The sequence below is a fragment of the Bacillus sp. GbtcB10 genome (assembly GCF_019091365.1).
Lineage (GTDB): Bacteria > Bacillota > Bacilli > Bacillales > Bacillaceae > Bacillus > Bacillus altitudinis.
Genome location: NZ_JAGXJP010000001.1, coordinates 141,611 through 159,257, shown reverse-complemented (window position 1 = coordinate 159,257; position 17,647 = coordinate 141,611). Strand labels below are relative to the sequence as shown.

The 17,647-nt window shown below is 41.4% G+C and carries 17 protein-coding genes; 6 read left to right on the top strand and 11 right to left on the bottom strand.

Annotation, left to right across the window (positions count from 1 at the left end):
- Window positions 1–120: 120 nt before the first annotated feature.
- The 6 genes from KVT11_RS00870 to KVT11_RS00845 form a co-directional block, all read right to left on the bottom strand.
- Window positions 121–1,065, bottom strand: a complete 945-nt coding sequence (locus KVT11_RS00870; protein ID WP_008348640.1) for a siderophore ABC transporter substrate-binding protein — start codon at window positions 1,063–1,065, stop codon at window positions 121–123.
- Window positions 1,066–1,087: 22 nt separating this feature from the next.
- On the bottom strand, window positions 1,088–1,846 hold the full coding sequence (locus KVT11_RS00865) for an iron ABC transporter ATP-binding protein (RefSeq protein ID WP_217608969.1): 759 nt from the start codon (window positions 1,844–1,846) through the stop codon (window positions 1,088–1,090).
- Window positions 1,837–2,787, bottom strand: coding sequence for an iron chelate uptake ABC transporter family permease subunit (locus tag KVT11_RS00860; RefSeq protein ID WP_057079733.1), 951 nt, complete (start codon window positions 2,785–2,787; stop codon window positions 1,837–1,839). Before KVT11_RS00860 ends, KVT11_RS00865 begins: the two co-directional genes overlap by 10 nt.
- Window positions 2,780–3,730, bottom strand: coding sequence for an ABC transporter permease (locus KVT11_RS00855; protein WP_017366964.1), 951 nt, complete (start codon window positions 3,728–3,730; stop codon window positions 2,780–2,782). The genes KVT11_RS00860 and KVT11_RS00855 overlap by 8 nt, the downstream gene beginning before the upstream one ends.
- A gap of 158 nt (window positions 3,731–3,888) precedes the next feature.
- Complete coding sequence (locus tag KVT11_RS00850; protein ID WP_039963454.1) at window positions 3,889–4,167, bottom strand: barstar family protein; 279 nt, start codon at window positions 4,165–4,167, stop codon at window positions 3,889–3,891.
- 62 nt (window positions 4,168–4,229) lie between these two features.
- The gene (locus tag KVT11_RS00845; protein ID WP_217608968.1) at window positions 4,230–5,399 is read right to left on the bottom strand and encodes an MFS transporter; all 1,170 of its coding nucleotides are present in this window, start codon (window positions 5,397–5,399) and stop codon (window positions 4,230–4,232) included.
- Between the two features lie 143 nt (window positions 5,400–5,542).
- Here KVT11_RS00845 and pdxR point away from each other — a divergent pair, with 143 nt between their 5' ends.
- The gene (pdxR, locus tag KVT11_RS00840) at window positions 5,543–6,982 is read left to right on the top strand and encodes a MocR-like pyridoxine biosynthesis transcription factor PdxR (protein WP_181566834.1); all 1,440 of its coding nucleotides are present in this window, start codon (window positions 5,543–5,545) and stop codon (window positions 6,980–6,982) included.
- A gap of 30 nt (window positions 6,983–7,012) precedes the next feature.
- Here the strand turns inward: pdxR and KVT11_RS00835 are convergent, their stop codons facing one another.
- From KVT11_RS00835 to KVT11_RS00825, 3 genes are all read right to left on the bottom strand, one after another.
- Entirely contained in the window at window positions 7,013–7,495 is a 483-nt protein-coding gene (locus KVT11_RS00835) for a hypothetical protein (RefSeq protein ID WP_046343108.1), read from the bottom strand.
- 301 nt (window positions 7,496–7,796) lie between these two features.
- A complete protein-coding gene (locus KVT11_RS00830) occupies window positions 7,797–8,903 on the bottom strand; it encodes an alanine racemase (RefSeq protein ID WP_148780262.1) in 1,107 nt (368 codons plus the stop codon).
- Window positions 8,904–9,046: 143 nt separating this feature from the next.
- Window positions 9,047–9,625: a competence protein ComK gene (locus tag KVT11_RS00825; protein WP_017366958.1), complete on the bottom strand. Its 579-nt coding sequence runs from the start codon at window positions 9,623–9,625 to the stop codon at window positions 9,047–9,049.
- A 289-nt stretch (window positions 9,626–9,914) separates the two neighbouring features.
- On the opposite strand from KVT11_RS00825, the gene KVT11_RS00820 reads away from it, so the two are divergent.
- Window positions 9,915–10,151 (top strand): IDEAL domain-containing protein, encoded by a 237-nt coding sequence (locus KVT11_RS00820; RefSeq protein ID WP_008348804.1) that lies wholly within the window; start codon window positions 9,915–9,917, stop codon window positions 10,149–10,151.
- A 58-nt stretch (window positions 10,152–10,209) separates the two neighbouring features.
- Here KVT11_RS00820 and KVT11_RS00815 read toward each other — a convergent pair whose 3' ends face one another.
- Window positions 10,210–11,070 carry an SDR family oxidoreductase gene (locus tag KVT11_RS00815; protein WP_039962782.1) on the bottom strand — a complete coding sequence of 287 codons (861 nt, stop codon included), beginning with the start codon at window positions 11,068–11,070 and terminating at the stop codon, window positions 10,210–10,212.
- A 142-nt stretch (window positions 11,071–11,212) separates the two neighbouring features.
- Between KVT11_RS00815 and KVT11_RS00810 the strand changes: the two genes are divergently transcribed.
- From KVT11_RS00810 to KVT11_RS00795, 4 genes are all read left to right on the top strand, one after another.
- The gene (locus KVT11_RS00810; protein WP_217608967.1) at window positions 11,213–12,745 is read left to right on the top strand and encodes an FAD-dependent oxidoreductase; all 1,533 of its coding nucleotides are present in this window, start codon (window positions 11,213–11,215) and stop codon (window positions 12,743–12,745) included.
- A 25-nt stretch (window positions 12,746–12,770) separates the two neighbouring features.
- Window positions 12,771–14,132 carry a globin-coupled sensor protein gene (locus KVT11_RS00805; protein WP_370539267.1) on the top strand — a complete coding sequence of 454 codons (1,362 nt, stop codon included), beginning with the start codon at window positions 12,771–12,773 and terminating at the stop codon, window positions 14,130–14,132.
- A gap of 61 nt (window positions 14,133–14,193) precedes the next feature.
- Complete coding sequence (locus KVT11_RS00800) at window positions 14,194–14,778, top strand: histidine phosphatase family protein (RefSeq protein WP_017360298.1); 585 nt, start codon at window positions 14,194–14,196, stop codon at window positions 14,776–14,778.
- A 386-nt stretch (window positions 14,779–15,164) separates the two neighbouring features.
- Window positions 15,165–16,310: a serine alkaline protease SapB gene (locus tag KVT11_RS00795; protein WP_026050071.1), complete on the top strand. Its 1,146-nt coding sequence runs from the start codon at window positions 15,165–15,167 to the stop codon at window positions 16,308–16,310.
- A 46-nt stretch (window positions 16,311–16,356) separates the two neighbouring features.
- Here KVT11_RS00795 and KVT11_RS00790 read toward each other — a convergent pair whose 3' ends face one another.
- Window positions 16,357–17,640: a M48 family metallopeptidase gene (locus tag KVT11_RS00790; RefSeq protein WP_116306669.1), complete on the bottom strand. Its 1,284-nt coding sequence runs from the start codon at window positions 17,638–17,640 to the stop codon at window positions 16,357–16,359.
- Window positions 17,641–17,647: the final 7 nt, after the last annotated feature.

The following is a 17,647-nucleotide window of genomic DNA, read 5'->3' as shown; positions in this document are numbered from 1 at the left end:
CTATCTTAGTCTCACAATGTAGGTTCCACTATAACATATTTTGATGAAAGTTTCCTGCATGCAACATATTTTTATGTATCCACAATAAAAAGCTGCTCGATAGGAGCAGCTTTTCATCCATTACTTTTGTTCAATTCCTTTTTTCACTTCATCAATCATCGCATTCAATGATTCAAGGCCACCGCCTGCTAAATACCACATGTCAGAGTTTAGATACACCACATGATTGTTTTTAACCGCTTTGACTGATTTCACATAATCATTTTCCACAAGCTGTTTCGCAGACGTTTCTTCTCCAATCGCCGCGCCGCGATCCACGACAAATAAGTAATCTGGATTCGTTTTGACCATATATTCATACGAAATGCTTTGTCCATGTTTATCAGATGGCTCTAGCTTTTGATCTGCTGGTGTGATGCCAAATACATCATGGATCAGACCATATCTTGACTTAGGACCAAATGCCGTCATTTTGCTGTCGTTCGCCATGATGACGAGACCATTTTTCTTTAACTCTTTTGCTTGTTTCTTTAATGCATCTACTTTTTGATCAATAGCAGAAAGTTCTTTTTTGACTTGGTCTTCCTTATCAAAAATCTTTCCTAATGTTTCAGCATTCTTTTTAAATGATTCCATATAGTTAGCGTTATCTACATCCATATAAATCGTCGGAGCAATTTTAGAAAATTCATCAAATGCATCTGCTTGACGATGCTGAATAATGATCAAGTCAGGCTTGATTTCTGCAATTTTCTCAAAGTTTGGCTCTTTTAAGCCGCCGACATTCTCATATTTGTCACTTTCATATTTAGATAAATAGTGAGGAATCACTTGTTTTGGTAAGGCTGTCACGTTGACACCAAGCTTATCAAGTGTATCGAGACTTCCCATATCAAAGACGACGACTTTTTTCGGGTTTTTCTTGACCTTCACACCGTCTTTATTCAACATATCCTTTACTGTTACGGTTTCCTCATTCGTTCCCGCTGTTTTTCCTTGGTTACCACAGGCAGCAAGGACAGCAATCGCTGTTAATACTGTTATCATCCAAATCCATTTTTTCATGATTGATCACCTCTTCATTTTTTCAAGAAAAATATAAGCAAATACGCTCACCACGAATGACTTCGATCGGTATGCGCATGTCATAAATGTGTTCAAGTGCTTCTGTTTGAATCACTTCATCAACGCTTCCTTCTTTGATCACCTGACCCTCTTTTAAGGCGACGATGTGATCTGAATAGACAGATGCAAAGTTAATATCATGGAGAACAACAACAATCGTTTTTCCAAGATCTTTCACGAGCTGCTGAAACAGCTTCATCATTTCAACTGAATGGTTCATATCTAAATTATTTAAAGGCTCATCTAAGAAAATATAATCCGTATCCTGAGCCAGCACCATGGCAATAAAGGCTCTCTGCCTTTGTCCGCCGCTTAGTTCATCTAAATATTGATGCTGGATTTCGATGAGTCTCATGTATTGAAGCGACACATCAATCATGTTCTCATCTTCTTTTGTCAAGCGGCCTTGAGAGTAAGGAAAGCGGCCAAAGCTGACAAGCTCACGAACGGTCAGACGCACACTCATGTGGTTCGACTGCTTCAAGATGCTCATTTTTTTCGCAAGATCCTGAGGAGAGTACGTTCGATAAGGTTTATCCTCTAAATAAGCTTCCCCAGTATCAGGTTGAATCAGGCGGCTCATGATGGACAAAAGCGTACTTTTGCCTGCGCCATTTGGACCAATGAGAGAGGTCAGCTGTCCTTTTTTTACACTGACAGTTGTTTCGTGAAGCACTGTTTTTCCGTTATATGTCTTACTGACTCCCTTCATCACGACCATGAACGACTCTCCTTTAAAAGTAGATAAATAAAATACAGTCCGCCGACTAAATCAATTAGCACACTAAGCGGTGTTTGAAACGTAAATACCTTTTCCACAAGAAATTCCCCGCCTACAAGCGCAATGACACTAATGAAAAACGAGCCTAATAGCAAGTACGTGTGCCGATATGTACGAAACAGCTCTCTTGCCACATTCACAACGAGTAAGCCAAGAAACGTAATTGGGCCGACGAGGGCCGTCGCAATAGAAACAAGGACGGCAATGACGATCAGCATCTTTTTTGTGATCCTGTCATAGTCAATCCCGAGATTCACAGCCTGTTCCTTTCCTAACGACATGACATCTAATTTCGCGCGGAAGGTCCATATATAAAGACAAAGTGCCGCAAATAAAAGAGAAGCGAAGAGTAAAATATCTGTGTTCATGTGATTAAAGCTGGCAAAGGACTTGTCCTGTACGACTTGGTATTCATTCGGGTCAATGAGCATTTCCATAAAGGAAGAAAGACTTTTGAACAATGTTCCAAACACAATCCCGACAAGCAGGAGTAAGAAAATATGCTTGTTTTTGCGCTTGAACATGACCGTATAGAGCAGCACAGAAAACAGAATCATTAATCCAACGCAGAGAAAGAAATTCAGGTTCTTATTCGCGATCATCAAATTGGTCGATCCAAAAAGATAAATAATCGCCGTTTGCAAAAACAAGTAAAGCGCGTCTAACCCTAAAATGCTTGGCGTTAAGATTCGGTTGTTGGTCAATGTTTGAAATACAACAGAGGAAAAGGCAATCGCGCCTCCTGTCAAAGTCATGGCAAGCACCTTTTTTAAACGGCTCGGCACTGTGTACTCCCAGTACCCCATTTGAAAGGTGACGAAGATGACAATGAATACGGCTGCAATGGCTGCAATGAGAAATAATGTTCGTTTCTTATGCATAGCGCTTCCTCCTTAATAACATGTACAGGAAGATCGCACTTCCAATAATGCCGACCATAAGCCCGACAGATATTTCATATGGATAAATGATCACTCGTCCGAGCACGTCACATATGAGCACAAAAATGGCCCCTAATAAAGCCGTATGCGGAAGGCTCTTTTTCAAGTGATCCCCTCGGTAGATCGATACAATATTCGGAATGATTAAGCCGAGGAAAGGTAGCATGCCAACAGTCAAAATCGTTACAGAAGTAATCATCGAAACAATCACCAAACCAACTGCCATGACACGTTTATACGTTAAACCTAAATTGACGGCAAAGCTCTCACCCATACCAGCCACTGTAAAGCGGTCAGCATATAAATACGCGATGATCAATAGAGGAACACTCACATAGAGCAGTTCATAACGCCCCTGAACAATAAGAGAAAAATCCCCTTGCAGCCATGCGGATACGTTTTGGATCAAATCATATTTATAGGCTATAAACGTGGAAATTGAACTAACAATTCCGCCAAACATTAAGCCGACTAACGGTACGTAGATCGTATCGTTCACCTTAATATGGCGTAGAATTTTTAAGAATAATAGATTGCCAGCTAACGTAAATAAAAACGCAATCGCCATTTTCATCAGCGGGCTTGCCTGTGTAAAAACAAGCATAGCGGTTAAAATACCCAGCTTGGCCCAATCCATTGTTCCTGCAGTCGTTGGAGAGACAAATTTATTTCTCGTCATGCTTTGCATGATAAAACCGCATAAGCTCAGGCTCATGCCAGCAAGCACAATACTCATCAGCCGCGGGATGCGACTTGAAAATAAGGTGTTCATTTGTTCATCTGATAGATGAAACAACTGTAAAAGAGACAGGTCCTGTACTCCGACAAACAGCGACGCACATGCCAAACACACAAACAACAAACTTAATTGGTACAACTTCATACAGGGTTCACACTTTCTATCAAGCTCTCTGCCACAAATGATTATCATTATCAATTAACGGCAGTTCATATATTATCATATTTAGTGAAATATTCAATAGTAGAATGAGAAAGGGTGAAAACTGCATAAAAAAACAGCTTTTGGGATCAGCTGCTTTTTTACGCTTCAATATACAATTGAAACTGCCCTTGCAGTTCCTCTTCAGCCTCTTGAAATAACTGCCGCAAATTCTCTGCATAATCACCAAGCTCGTCTTTGCTTGCTTGATAGTGAATCCACGTGAGCTCTACAGGCATACTCACTTCTCCTGTTAAACAGTCCCAAAGGGCATCAAGATTTTTCCCGTAATGATCAGGAAGTTGTAACACTGTTTTTAGTTGATCATGAAGCTCCTCTTGTGATCTGCACATCGCACCATTTAGCTGTACTTTTTTCATTTCCCTCCCCCTCTTCTGTCTTTATTTTAAACGAATTGGAGAGGAAAGAGAAAGAATCCATTTCACTTTTGCCTCTCTCTGAAACTTAAACTAAACAAGATCAGACAGGCAGCCAGCACAAGCATGAAAAAGAGCGTTAACACTGTCTGAGTACCGTACATATCAGCAAAGAGACCAACGAACACACTTGGTATGCCAAGACCTAGATACGCAAACAAGTAATATCCAGCAACGGCTCTAGCCGCTTCCTTCTTCCCTTTCTCAACAATCAGCTGGAGACCGCCTAAGTAAGTAAATCCATAGCAAGCTGTGCCCGCTAAAAGAGTTCCAGCAAGGACAAGGAAAATGGACCCGCTATTAGCACCGAATAACAGCAGGCCATATCCGCACGGAAGACAAATAAAACCGATACGAAGCGCTGCACTGCTATTCATCTTTCGGACAAAAGGCTGCATCAGAACACCTGCCATATTAATAAAAAACAGCGCCGGGCCTACCCACAATTCATAGCCATTTAATTTAAGCTGTGCTGGCAAAATCGAAATGACAAGACCGCACACAGACCATGCGATAGCAATGGCTATGTTCGCAGGCATTGTCCCTTTTGGAAACCTCGGCATGTTCATTAGCGGTTTACTTGCATCCCCTTGTACAGGCGGCACCAAAAAGAATACAGCAACAATCGTCAACATAATCAAGACCAACACAATCCAATAGCTAAGAGGCGTCAGTGACACTTGCTCAAAAGAAAGAATCGCTGTAAAAAGAGCACCTCCACCAAATCCAATTGAACTGTATAATGCGATAAACGTTGGGATCCAGCCCGATTTCTCTGGATATAAAGCAATCAAGTAGGCAGTACATGTGCCAACACTTAACCCAAGTCCCACTCCTTGCAGCAGCCGGGCGACAAAGAGCATTTGTATGGTCGGATGCACGATCATGAGCAGGGTGGCACATAATGAAAAGCAAAGAGCGATCAATAAAATCGGTTTTCGTCCAGCCCGGTCAGACATGCCGCCAAGTAACAGTAATACTGGAATCAGTCCGAAAACATACGCAGCAAACACAAGGGCTGTTGACGCCTTTCCGTATCCTGCCTGCTCTGCATATTCCGTATAAAGAGGGACTTGCAGGTTCACTGCTGTTGTAATCATAAAAAGGCTAAATAAAACGAACACAAACGGAATCATGGATAGCTGTGCTGTTTCTTCTTTTGATGCAGGAATCATGGGACTCTCTCCTCTGTGTAAATGATATGAACCAGTGTACACATCATTTGGATTTCTTCCCACATCCAAAAATGAAGCTATTGACCAGTCCATAATTCCATGTCATCATCAATGATGACATGACAAAGGAAAGAAGGTGCACTGTGTACATTCATTTAGACCGTTCCAGCTCTACCCCGCTCTGGCAGCAAATCGTCAATGGCATCATTCAAAAAATTCATACAAACACACTGAATCCTGATGATCAGTTGACTCCGACAAGAGTATTAGCACAAGAGCTCAACGTATCTCGATCCACCGTACAGCTTGCCTATGATGAACTGCTAGCAAGAGGCTATGTCAGCACCTCTAGAAGAGGCGGGACAAAGGTCATTTCAAGTAATCACTATGCTGCTTCTCCCCCACATCAAAACGAACCGCCTTTTGCACTTCCGACAAGACCTCACTTTGACGAGGCTGAAAAACAAATGGATCACTGGCTCTCGGCCAATCAATTTCATGACACACTTGAGATTGATTTCCGCCATCAAGAACCAGCCATCGACGACCATTTTCAAAACATATGGAAACGCTCGCTTCTAAAAGCACTACAGCGCTTAAATATGAAGGATTGGGGCTATTCTTCTCCGCATGGATTATGGGAAGTGCGTTCAGAAATTCGCCAATACTTATCGGTTGAACGCGGCATTGATATAGAAGAAGACCAAATGGTGTTAACAGGGGGCACACAGCAAGCCATTGACTTGATTTCACAAGTCATGCTCAAAAAAGGAGATACAGTCGCTGTTGAAGATCCTGGTTTTCCTGGAGCTAGGTTATCCTTTTTACATCGCGAAATGACTATTTACCCCGCACCAGTCGATGAAGAAGGAATGATGGTGAATACATTGCCAGAACGTACAAAGCTGATCGCTGTAACGCCCTCTCATCAGCGGCCAACCGGTGTCTGTATGAGCGTCAATAGAAGACGGGAGCTGCTGCAGTTTGCTGCGAAGGCTCAATCTTACATATTAGAAGATGATTTTGATGGGGATTATCGTTATCATGGCGGACCGCTTCCTTCTTTATTTTCAGAAGCACCCGATCATGTGATCTATATTGTCAGTTTTTCCAAGGTGCTTGCACCAGGCATCCGCCTTGCTGCCATCATCGGCTCCAAAGCAGTCATCAAAGAAATCGCTGCACTGCAATCACTTATTCAAAGACAGCTGCCGATCATGGAGCAAATCACTCTTGCCTCTTTTTTCAGAGAAGGCGAGTTTACGCGATATGTCAGGCGGATGAGACAGATGTATAAAAAACGGCAGGCAGCGATGATGGATGCTCTTTTGACACATCACTTTGACAAACACTTCCGTTTATATGGAACCGATACAGGCCTTCACGTCTTTTTGGAAGGAACATCAGACTTTGATGAACAAGGTACGATTGAGGCCGCAAAAGCGGCAGGTGTCGGCATTTATCCATTAAGCCCCTATTGTTATGAAAGCAAAAGGAAAGGGTTGCTGCTTGGTTTTGCCTGTACGGATGAAGCCATGATTCAAGAAGGTGTACGCCGATTAAAGCAAACACTGCACATCTAAAAAAGCCTGGAAGTCTCTCTTCCAGGCTTTTCATTGTGATTGCTGAACGTTTCCTACTTCTTCAATGAAAGAGGCTGTCTCTTGCAATCCATCTTGAAAATATTGAGTGGCTGACATAAACAGCTTTTCTTGATCAGGACGCTTCAACAGCTGCTCTACCTTGCTCATTCCTTTTTCAAATGAAGCAAGACCTGTCTTTAATTGTTTGTCTGCCTTTTGATACACAGCTGGCACTTCTTGATGAGTAAGCCCTTTTTGAATGACACGGTCGAATGCTTTCGTTGCTTTTGTCAATTTTTCATTGACTTGAATTTTTCCATGTCCATCCGAAATAAATTGATCGGTCATGTTTTCATATGCTTCATTTAACTCATCCATATAACGCTGAACCCATTGTTCATACGCAGCTTCTTTTGTGTTTTGTTTTGAAGGCGGCTGACCTGCTTGATTGCAGGCCGTGAGTAGTGTCACTGTCACGGTAAATAGCAGCATCAAATGCCATCGTTTTTTCATACACGGCCCCCATTTCTCTTTCCCATTTGTTCATATCGGTCAAATATGATCAACTTTTACCTCATACGAACACCTTGCAAGAAATGACTTATTTTTATTGTAACAGACCGCATGTATCACTTCTGTGATTTATGCGGAAATGAATGAAAATCCTTCTAATGGTTCACATTTCCCTGCCATTTCATGATGATACAGTCAATAGACGACGAGAAAGGCACATTTGGTTTCAATCTAATTCATCTTCGCCATTTTTTCTCCAATAAAAAAGACCCCTTTCGGCGCCTTTTATGATCCTACCAATTTATTGCAGCTTTCCTTTACAAGCAATCTCCAGCTCTTCTACCACTTCGCCATCTTGAATGAGATATGCTTTTTCATGAAGATTCACAGCAGGACAGATGTGATTCGGAATAACTTGCACCTTCTCACCGATCTGTACACTTTGACGAAAGCCTTCATGATAGATAATGGCATGCTCGTCAAATACGCTTGAAACAAATACATCATCATATTCTTTCACTTTGCCTAAGCCCTCTGTTTTGGTCAGCCCTTTTGTACGTGTTTGTGCCGTAAGCCCCTTGGCCCCTACATCTGTAATCACCCGGCGCTCTGTCGGTTTACTAATGACCGTCGTCAGCACAGATGCTGCACAATGTGAATATGTGCCGATTACATTGGACTGGGAAGCATCCATCAAGATGTATGTGCCTGGCCGTATTTCTGTGACTCCTTCTGGAATATCAAATTGAAATAAAAATGGCGGTGTTGATCCAATACTGACGACCTCTATCGGCATACCAGCTTCTTCTGCAATCTGCGCAAAACGGAGCGTTCGATTTACAGCCTCATTGTATAATGTATGGCAATGTGCTTTACTTTCGGCTTGATACGTATGACCATCATGAGAAAAAATCCCCTTTAAATGAACGGCATCACTTGTTTGAATCGCCTCTAATATGTGGCAGAAATCACGTTCTTCAATGACACCAGACCTCCCCTCTCCAACCTCTATCTCAATTAAAACCTCCGCTTTGTTCTCTGATTCACGAAAGACTTGCTCAATCTGCTTCACATGCTCAACACAATCTATACCGAATGAAATCTGTATCGACTCTGCCAGTTTGCGAATCCGCTTGAGTTTAGTCTCACCTACAATTTGATTGGCGATAAAAATATCCTTGAGCCCATGGGCTGCCATTACTTCAGCCTCTCCTACTTTCGCCACCGTAATGCCAGATGCACCTTTCTCTTCCTGCAGCTTGGCAAGTGCAGGCGTTTTATGCGTTTTCGTATGAGGGCGCAATTTGACATGCTGACGGTCTGCGTATTGCTGCATCGCCGCTACATTCTCCATCATCACCCTTTTATCAATGAGTAGTGCCGGCGTATCCAGCTCTTCATACATCATCCCCATGACCCCTTTCATTGTATAAAAAATTATACGATATAGATAAATTATATATTTTTTTATACGATAATCAATGGTTTTTTCTGCAAAAAAGTGATGGCAATGAGTAAGCAGTCCAGCGGCTGTCTGCCGCTGGTCTCTCACTAATAACGATTACGAAGTTCTCTTAAGATAAAATCATACACAAGGTTGAGCTGCTGTTCCTTTGGATACAGCATAAATTCTTGTTTCTTAGGAAGACCTCCATCAAGTCGATCTTGAAATTTCGTTCGGAGATACGCTGTTCGGTGTACCTGACTCTCAAATGACTTATATGAGACATCTAGTTTGACCGATTGCTCATTTGTAAAAGTAACAACCGTGTCTCCGAGGGATGATTCCTGAAAGATATGAATGTATTTGTGGGAGATCCATCCGCATTGAGGGCGGTTGGATGAATAGGTTGGGAAGAAATACAGATGATTGGATGAGTCAATCACGATGGGAGGCTTATGAGATATTCCTGTTACTTCGTATGTTCCCGCTTTTCTGCCTGCATAGCTTGAGCCAAAGAACCTGCAACTGCGTTCTATTATTTGCAGCGGCTTTAATTCAACGTAAAAGCTTGTCTCTCTTTCGATCACTTTTGAATATACTCGTTTTCCTTCTTCAACCGGAAGGACCGCCATTGTTGTTTGATTAATGACGTATGAATCTAATGGTGTTTCACTAATTCCTGACACTTCATTTCCTCCTGTGTTAATTTTTGGTTATTTTAGATACTATTAATCTATCACCAACGTATAAGAAACGACAGGATTTTTTCAATATTTATTTAAAATTATCTTTTTATCATATTTTTTAGTACATTCGATCTATCTAAAAGCCATTTTTAAAGATATATCGTATCTTGTCGACTGGACAAGGGGTGTCGATATGGCTCAAAAATAAATTGTCTAAAAATTATAAATTTTTGTTGATTTTTTCTCCGCCAATCCATATACTATAAAAAAGGCATCGGGGGGATTCTTTATGAAAGAGAAAAAAACGTATGCTGAGCTCATGAAGTCCCGCAACACCCAAAAAACCGAAGAGAATGGCGTTACTATTTTAGACATTTATATTCAAATGGTTTTAGATGAGGCGCTTTATAAACAGCGCTTAACCTTCCTTAGAGAAGAGATTGACAAGGCGCTAGATCAGCGTGATGAAAAGCGTTTTAATGACCTGTCAGCTCAATATGCAGAACATTGCTTACATCAATCATGATGATTTTACTTGCGGCAGAGAGACAGAAACTTGTCTCTTTACCGCAAGTTTTTTGTTTTTATCCATTTAATATGGTTCCGCCATTCACATGAATCATTTGTCCATTTATATAAGAAGAGTCTTCGCTCGCTAAAAATAAATAACTCGGCGCTAACTCTACTGGCTCACCAGGCCGCTCCATTGGGACATCTCCACCAAATTCAGACACTTCCTTTTCCGTAAATGTGGATGGAATCAGCGGTGTCCAAATCGGTCCAGGCGCTACCCCATTTACCCGAATCCCTTGTTTGATCAGAGATAGAGATAATGATCTTGTAAACGTTACAACCGCCCCTTTTGTCGATGAATAATCAATTAAGGTTTCATGACCTTTATAAGCAGTGACCGATGCTGTATTAATAATACTGCTTCCTTTCTTTAAATGAGGGAGCACCGCTTTTGTTAAATAGAACATGGCAAATATATTCGTTTGAAATGTCCGAAGAAGCTGGTGAGAGGTAATCTGTTCAATGCTTTTTTGCGGATGCTGTTCACCTGCGTTGTTGACCAAAATATCAATCGAACCGAAAGCATCTTTTGTTTGTTTGACGACCTCGTTTGAAAAAGCTTCATCCCCTAGATCACCTGATATTAAAATGACGCGGCCTCCCATCTTTTCAATATAGTCCTTCGTTTCTTCAGCATCACGATGTTCATTCAAATAAACAATCGCTACATTGGCTCCTTCTTTCGCAAATAAGACAGATACTGCTCGTCCAATCCCGCTGTCTCCACCTGTGACAATCGCCGTTTTCCCTGTCAGCTTTTTGCCTTGCACCTCTCGATCAAAGATAGGTCTAGGGTTCATTTTATATTCAAGTCCTGGACGTTCGTTCTGATGCTGAGGCGGTAACGTTTTCTTTGGCTGCTTTGTTGACACGTCAGTCCACTCCTTCCTTTTTATCTCGTTTATTTTTATGTGTTGCTCATTTTTTTATGTATTTCGCTCTTGTTTTCACTAAAATGTATGATTTTCAGCATCGTGGAAAAATTATACACAACAAGTGACTGGAGGCGACAACATGGAACAAGAACATAAAGGATCGGAGCAAGCAAAGTCGTTATGGCTAGCTGATAGTGAGAAGCCCTCTTTTCCTACTGTCAGCGAAGATCTTACAGCAGATGTCATCATTGTCGGTGCCGGTATTACCGGTATCGCTACTGCATTTGAAATGACAGAACGCGGACTGGATGTCATCATCATAGATGCTGATCAAGTATTGCAAGGAACCACCGGACATACAACAGCGAAAATTACCTCCCAGCATGATGTGTACTATCATGAGCTGATTCAGCATATTGGTATGCCGAAAGCCCGTTTATATGTAGAAGCAAATGAAAAAGCAAAGGAACTCATCCAAGCACGTGTGAAAGAGTATGATATTGATTGTCATCTTGAGGTAAAAGATGCTTATCTTTATACAACAGAAGAAAACGGCGTCAAAAAGTTAAAGAAGGAATTAGATGCGTACAAACAGCTCGGTATCGATCGCGAATGGAAAACAGCGCTCCCGTTTGATGCTGGCATAAAGGCATCCCTCGCCATGACGCAGCAGGCACAATTTCATCCTCTTCATTATCTTCATGCACTGATCGATCAGCTCATTGACCGAGGCGTGCGCATATTTGAACAGACAACGGCAGTCGATGTAAAAGAAGGAAAACACCCTGCTGTCGTCACAAAAAGTGGCCATCATCTGATGGGGCGCTCTATCATTTCATGCTCACACTTTCCTTTTTACGATGGCAAAGGACTGTATTTCACGCGAATCCATCCTGAGCAATCTTATGTCGTCGCAGCCAAAACAAAAAAACCGCTTCCTGACGGCATGTACTTAGGAATTGATCAGCCTGCCCATTCATTAAGAACGGCGAAATTCCATGGAGAAGATGTCGTGCTCATCTGTGGACAAGGCCATAAAACCGGACAAGGCGGAGATGAATCCGCACACTATGAAGCACTAGAAAGGTTTGGTGAAGCCACCCTTGGTATAACGGAAGTCCTTTACCGCTGGTCCACGCATGATATGGTCACAATGGATCAAATCCCTTACATTGGCCGCCTGACATCACATCATTCGAATATTTTTGTGGCAACAGGCTTTAGAAAATGGGGCATGACCACAAGCCACGTAGCAGCGACACTGATCGGAGATTTGATCGAAGGAAAATCGAATCCTTACGAATCCCTCTTTACTCCATCAAGACTCGTGTCAGACGCATTCGTAAAAGACTTTATCAAAGAAAACACCAATGTTGCAGCGAAGCTGATCAGTGGTAAATTAAAGCGAGCTGATCAAACAATTGATGATTTAAAACCGGGGGAAGGCGGGATTGTGTCTTATGAGCATAAAAAATGTGGCGCTTTTAAGTCAGAGGACGGAGATATCTTTCTTGTCGATACAACCTGTACTCACTTAGGCTGTGAAGTCGCGTGGAATAATAGTGACCGCACGTGGGACTGTCCTTGTCACGGGTCTCGTTTCTCCATTACGGGAGAAGTAGTAGAAGGTCCGGCGAAAAAACCACTAAAAAGGTCATATAAAGAACAGTAAAATTTCACTGTTTCCCCTTTAAAAAATCCAATATTATCCGATAAAAAACATAAAGTCTGATATTTTTGATGATCATGGGGGGACAAACACATTGTTATTTAAAAAAGAGAGTAAAAAGAAAAACACTGCTTTTTTCACACAGCAGGATGATGGGATAAAACGAATCAATTTTCCGGAGAATACGGACATTGCCAAACAAATTAAAATGATTGATTTGACGCAGCAAGACCTTTTTATCTTGAAACAGCTGAATCCAATCGTTCAAGATGAAATTGAACATATCGTCGATAAATTTTATAAAAACCTAGAAGTCGAGTCTTCCTTGATGCACATCATTCAAGATAACAGCTCAGTCGAGCGTCTAAAGAAAACACTACGCATTCATATTAGTGAAATGTTTGCCGGTGTGATTGACGAATCTTATGTGGCCAAAAGAATTAAAATTGCACAAGTTCATTTAAGAATTGGACTTCAACCTAAATGGTATATGGCAGCCTTCCAAGACCTATTGCTATCCATAATGGATTTATTTGCCCAGCATATCCAAGATTTCAAAGAATATCAGACGGCAGTGAAGGCGACGACGAAAATTTTAAATCTAGAGCAACAGCTTGTCCTAGATACGTTCCAAAATGAATACTCTAAAGTTCGTGATGAAGCAGAACTACAGCAAAAAGAGCTTCATACAAAAATTACAGAAACATCTAATTCACTTGCTTCTCTCTTCTCAAACACAACAAATGCAGTGGACAAACTTGTATCAAAATCTGATGAGATGGCGGATATGTCACAGGCTGGCACAAAGATCTCAGCACAAGTTGAAGAGAAATCAATTGGCGGTAAAAAAGAGTTAGAAATTCAGCAGACGCAAATGAACCAAATTGACGGCAGTATGACAAAGATTGAAACAGAAATTAAACGCTTAGAAGAAATTGCGAAACAAATTGAACAAATTTTTGGGATTGTCACAGGTATTGCGGAGCAAACGAATTTACTATCTTTAAACGCTTCAATCGAATCAGCTCGAGCAGGTGAACATGGCAAAGGCTTTGCTGTCGTTGCAAACGAGGTTCGCAAATTATCAGAGGATACAAAGAAAACGGTTTCAACTGTATCTGAGCTCGTCAACAACACAAATTCACAAATCGCCATTGTGTCACAGCATATTGCTGATGTGAATTTACTTGTGACAGACAGTAAAGAAAAAATGACCCAAATCAACTCGCTATTCGATGATATCGTCAGCAGCATGAACTTAAGCAAAAACCAAAACGGAAAAATTGAAATAGATTTGCAAACATTCCTAAACGAATTGAAAGAAGTCAAACAAACAGTGTCCCAAGTGGCAAGTTCGGTCGAGTCCTTAACGAGTCTGACAAATCACTGATCCAGTCATTCTTCTTCAGTTTTAGTATAATAGAGGAAAAGATAGAAAAGGCGGGATTTGATTGACAGCAATTTGCCTAGTCAGACACGGAGAAACCGATTGGAATGCAGCAAAACGAATTCAAGGACGAACAGATATCCCTTTAAATGACACTGGTAAATGGCAAGCGGAACAAACCGGTCTTTACTTAAAAGATGCCCACTGGGATGTTGTCATTTCCAGTCCGCTATCAAGGGCAAAAGAAACAGCTCATTTGATTTTACAGCATGTACATGCACCGCTCGTGATCATGGACGATTTTATTGAACGTGACTATGGCGACGCTGAAGGCATGTCATTTGAGGAACGTCAGAAACTGTTTCCAAATAAACAGTATCCAAATATGGAACCACTATCGGCACTTCAAGATCGAATGCTAGAAGGTATCGAAAAAGTGAGAGCAACCTACCCAGATCAACGGGTACTAATCGTAGCACATGGTGCTGCCATCCATGCCTTACTCACCTCACTAGCTGACGAACATATGGGTATTAAGGATACAAGACTTGAGAATGCCTGCTTAAATTATGTGGAATGGACAGATGGTCAATGGAAGGTGAACGATTACAACGTGGTCAACCACTTAACACAATCTGCTCCTTCTTAAAGAACCTGTTTTCATAACAGGTTCTTTTTCATGTCAAAAACAATGATAAAATAATATTTTTTTATATCGAAATTCGAAATAGATGATAGCCTTTTCTACCTATTTTATGGCATTTCGGGTATCGAATGTTTATCCTCAAATGGATCATGAGAAAAAAAGCACGATTCCTTTTTAATAGAAAACCGTTAGAAATATAAAATAAACATATTTTACCATCAATTCCAAGCGACTTAATTCCCTATTTTTCGCTAGGACTTCCACAAAAATTCAGGTCTACTCTTATTTGCCTATCTCTATTAAACTGAAAATACAGAATAATCAAACGGATCATTCTAATAGACTACGGATGATTATTCTGAAATAAGAAAAAGGGATGTGGAATGTGCGTGAAAAAGAAAAATGTGATGACAAGTGTTTTATTGGCTGTCCCTCTTCTGTTTTCAGCAGGGTTTGGAGGCTCGATAGCAAATGCCGAGACTGCCTCAAAGTCAGAAAGCGAAAAAAGCTATATCGTTGGCTTTAAAGCTTCTGCCACCACAAACAGCTCTAAGAAACAAGCAGTGACACAAAATGGTGGGAAATTAGAAAAACAATACCGCCTCATTAATGCTGCACAAGTGAAGATGTCTGAACAAGCCGCAAAAAAACTTGAACACGACCCTAGCATTGCTTATGTAGAAGAAGACCACAAAGCAGAAGCATATGCCCAAACCGTCCCTTATGGTATCCCTCAAATCAAAGCTCCAGCCGTACACGCTCAAGGTTATAAAGGTGCTAACGTCAAAGTAGCTGTCCTTGATACTGGAATCCACGCCGCACACCCTGACTTAAATGTTGCAGGCGGTGCTAGCTTCGTCCCTTCAGAGCCAAATGCCACACAAGACTTTCAATCACACGGAACTCACGTAGCCGGAACCATTGCTGCCCTTGATAACACGATTGGTGTTCTTGGGGTTGCGCCAAGCGCCTCCTTGTATGCCGTTAAAGTATTAGATCGTTACGGCGATGGACAATACAGCTGGATTATCAGCGGTATTGAATGGGCTGTTGCCAATAACATGGATGTCATCAATATGAGCTTAGGCGGACCAAACGGCTCCACAGCGCTTAAAAATGCTGTAGACACAGCGAATAACCGCGGAGTAGTTGTCGTTGCCGCAGCAGGGAATTCAGGTTCAACTGGCTCTACTAGCACCGTTGGCTATCCTGCAAAATACGACTCTACAATTGCTGTTGCCAACGTGAACAGCAACAATGTCAGAAACTCGTCTTCTAGCGCAGGTCCTGAATTAGATGTTTCTGCACCTGGTACATCGATTTTAAGTACAGTACCAAGCAGTGGATATACATCTTATACGGGAACATCGATGGCATCTCCTCATGTAGCAGGAGCAGCAGCGCTTATCCTTTCTAAGTATCCGAATCTATCAACGTCTCAGGTTCGTCAGCGCTTAGAAAATACGGCAACACCGCTTGGTAATTCGTTCTATTATGGAAAAGGATTAATTAACGTTCAAGCGGCTTCTAACTAAAATAAGTGTGACAAAAAAATCCGGCGAACTGAGCCGGATTTTTTATTTATTGCTTTTTCGATGTTTCCTCTTTTTTTGCGGCTTTTTCCATATCGATGATTCTCTCCATCATCGTTGGGTGTCCATAGCGGAATATTTTCACTAAAAGTGGCGGATTGACTTGGGAAAGCCCTGATTTTGCAAGCTTTTGAAATGACGTCACCCCCGCCTCTCCATCTTTCGTCAAATTCACGGCATATTCATCAGCTGCACGTTCTTGATGTCTTGACACAGCATTTGTAAAAGGAGAAGCAGCAAATGACAGCATAGATATAATGATCAACAGAAGCGGAAGAGCAGCAACGTCATGTGGTGCCTTCAGACGAAATGGAGAAGCGCCTTTTTGGTAAAGGGAAAAATAAAGACGGTCAATGGCAAAAAATCCAACCAGAGACAACACTAAATATCCTGCTAAACCGATATACACATGCTTCATCACGTAATGTCCCATCTCATGCGCCATGATAAATAAGATTTCACGGTCTTTAAGCTTTTGAAGTGTCGTATCCCACAAAACAATACGCTTATTTTCACCAATTCCTGTGACGTAAGCATTCATCGTGTTTGTTTTCTCTGACATGTTGACTTCATATACATGATCTGCTGGAATGTGTGCTTTCTCTGCAAGAGTTAATATCTTTTTCTCAAGCGCTTGATCCTTCAATGGGTAAAAATCATTGTAGAGTGGATCAATAACGACCGGCTGTATAAAGAAGAGAAATAGTGTAACTGGAACGGTTAAACACCAAGCATACAGCCACCAATATTTCCTTTTCTTTTGAATGAGCCAAAAGAACACAATCGCGCATAGAACAAGCAGTGGATATTGAATCCAAAAATCAAGCGTTTGGTCTTTTAGCCAACTTGCTGTGCTTTGTGCTGAAACACCGTAGTACAAGGACAACTGGTAGCTCACCCACTTGACCGGCAATGTGATCAGCATCGTCAAAAGTGACAGCACAAACACATACACAAGTTTGCTCACAAGGTGAAAACGAGCTGCTGCCAAGCTCCAATCTGCTAATTTCCTTGAAAACCCTGAAATGAGCAAAAGGAAAAAGACATACCAATCTAAAGGAATTGTCATAAAGTACAACAGGTTACGAATGTTCGAGTAATTTCCACTGATCAAAAGCTCATGGCTTGTCATAAATGTATGCGGGTCTGCACTTGTCCCTTTCACACTGTCAGGGACAGATGAATCCCCCATTAGAAATAAGTAAGAATAAATAAAAAGACCGTACAATATGTATGCTACCGTTGCAAGAGCTACCCATTTGCGTACTCGCACTGGTCAG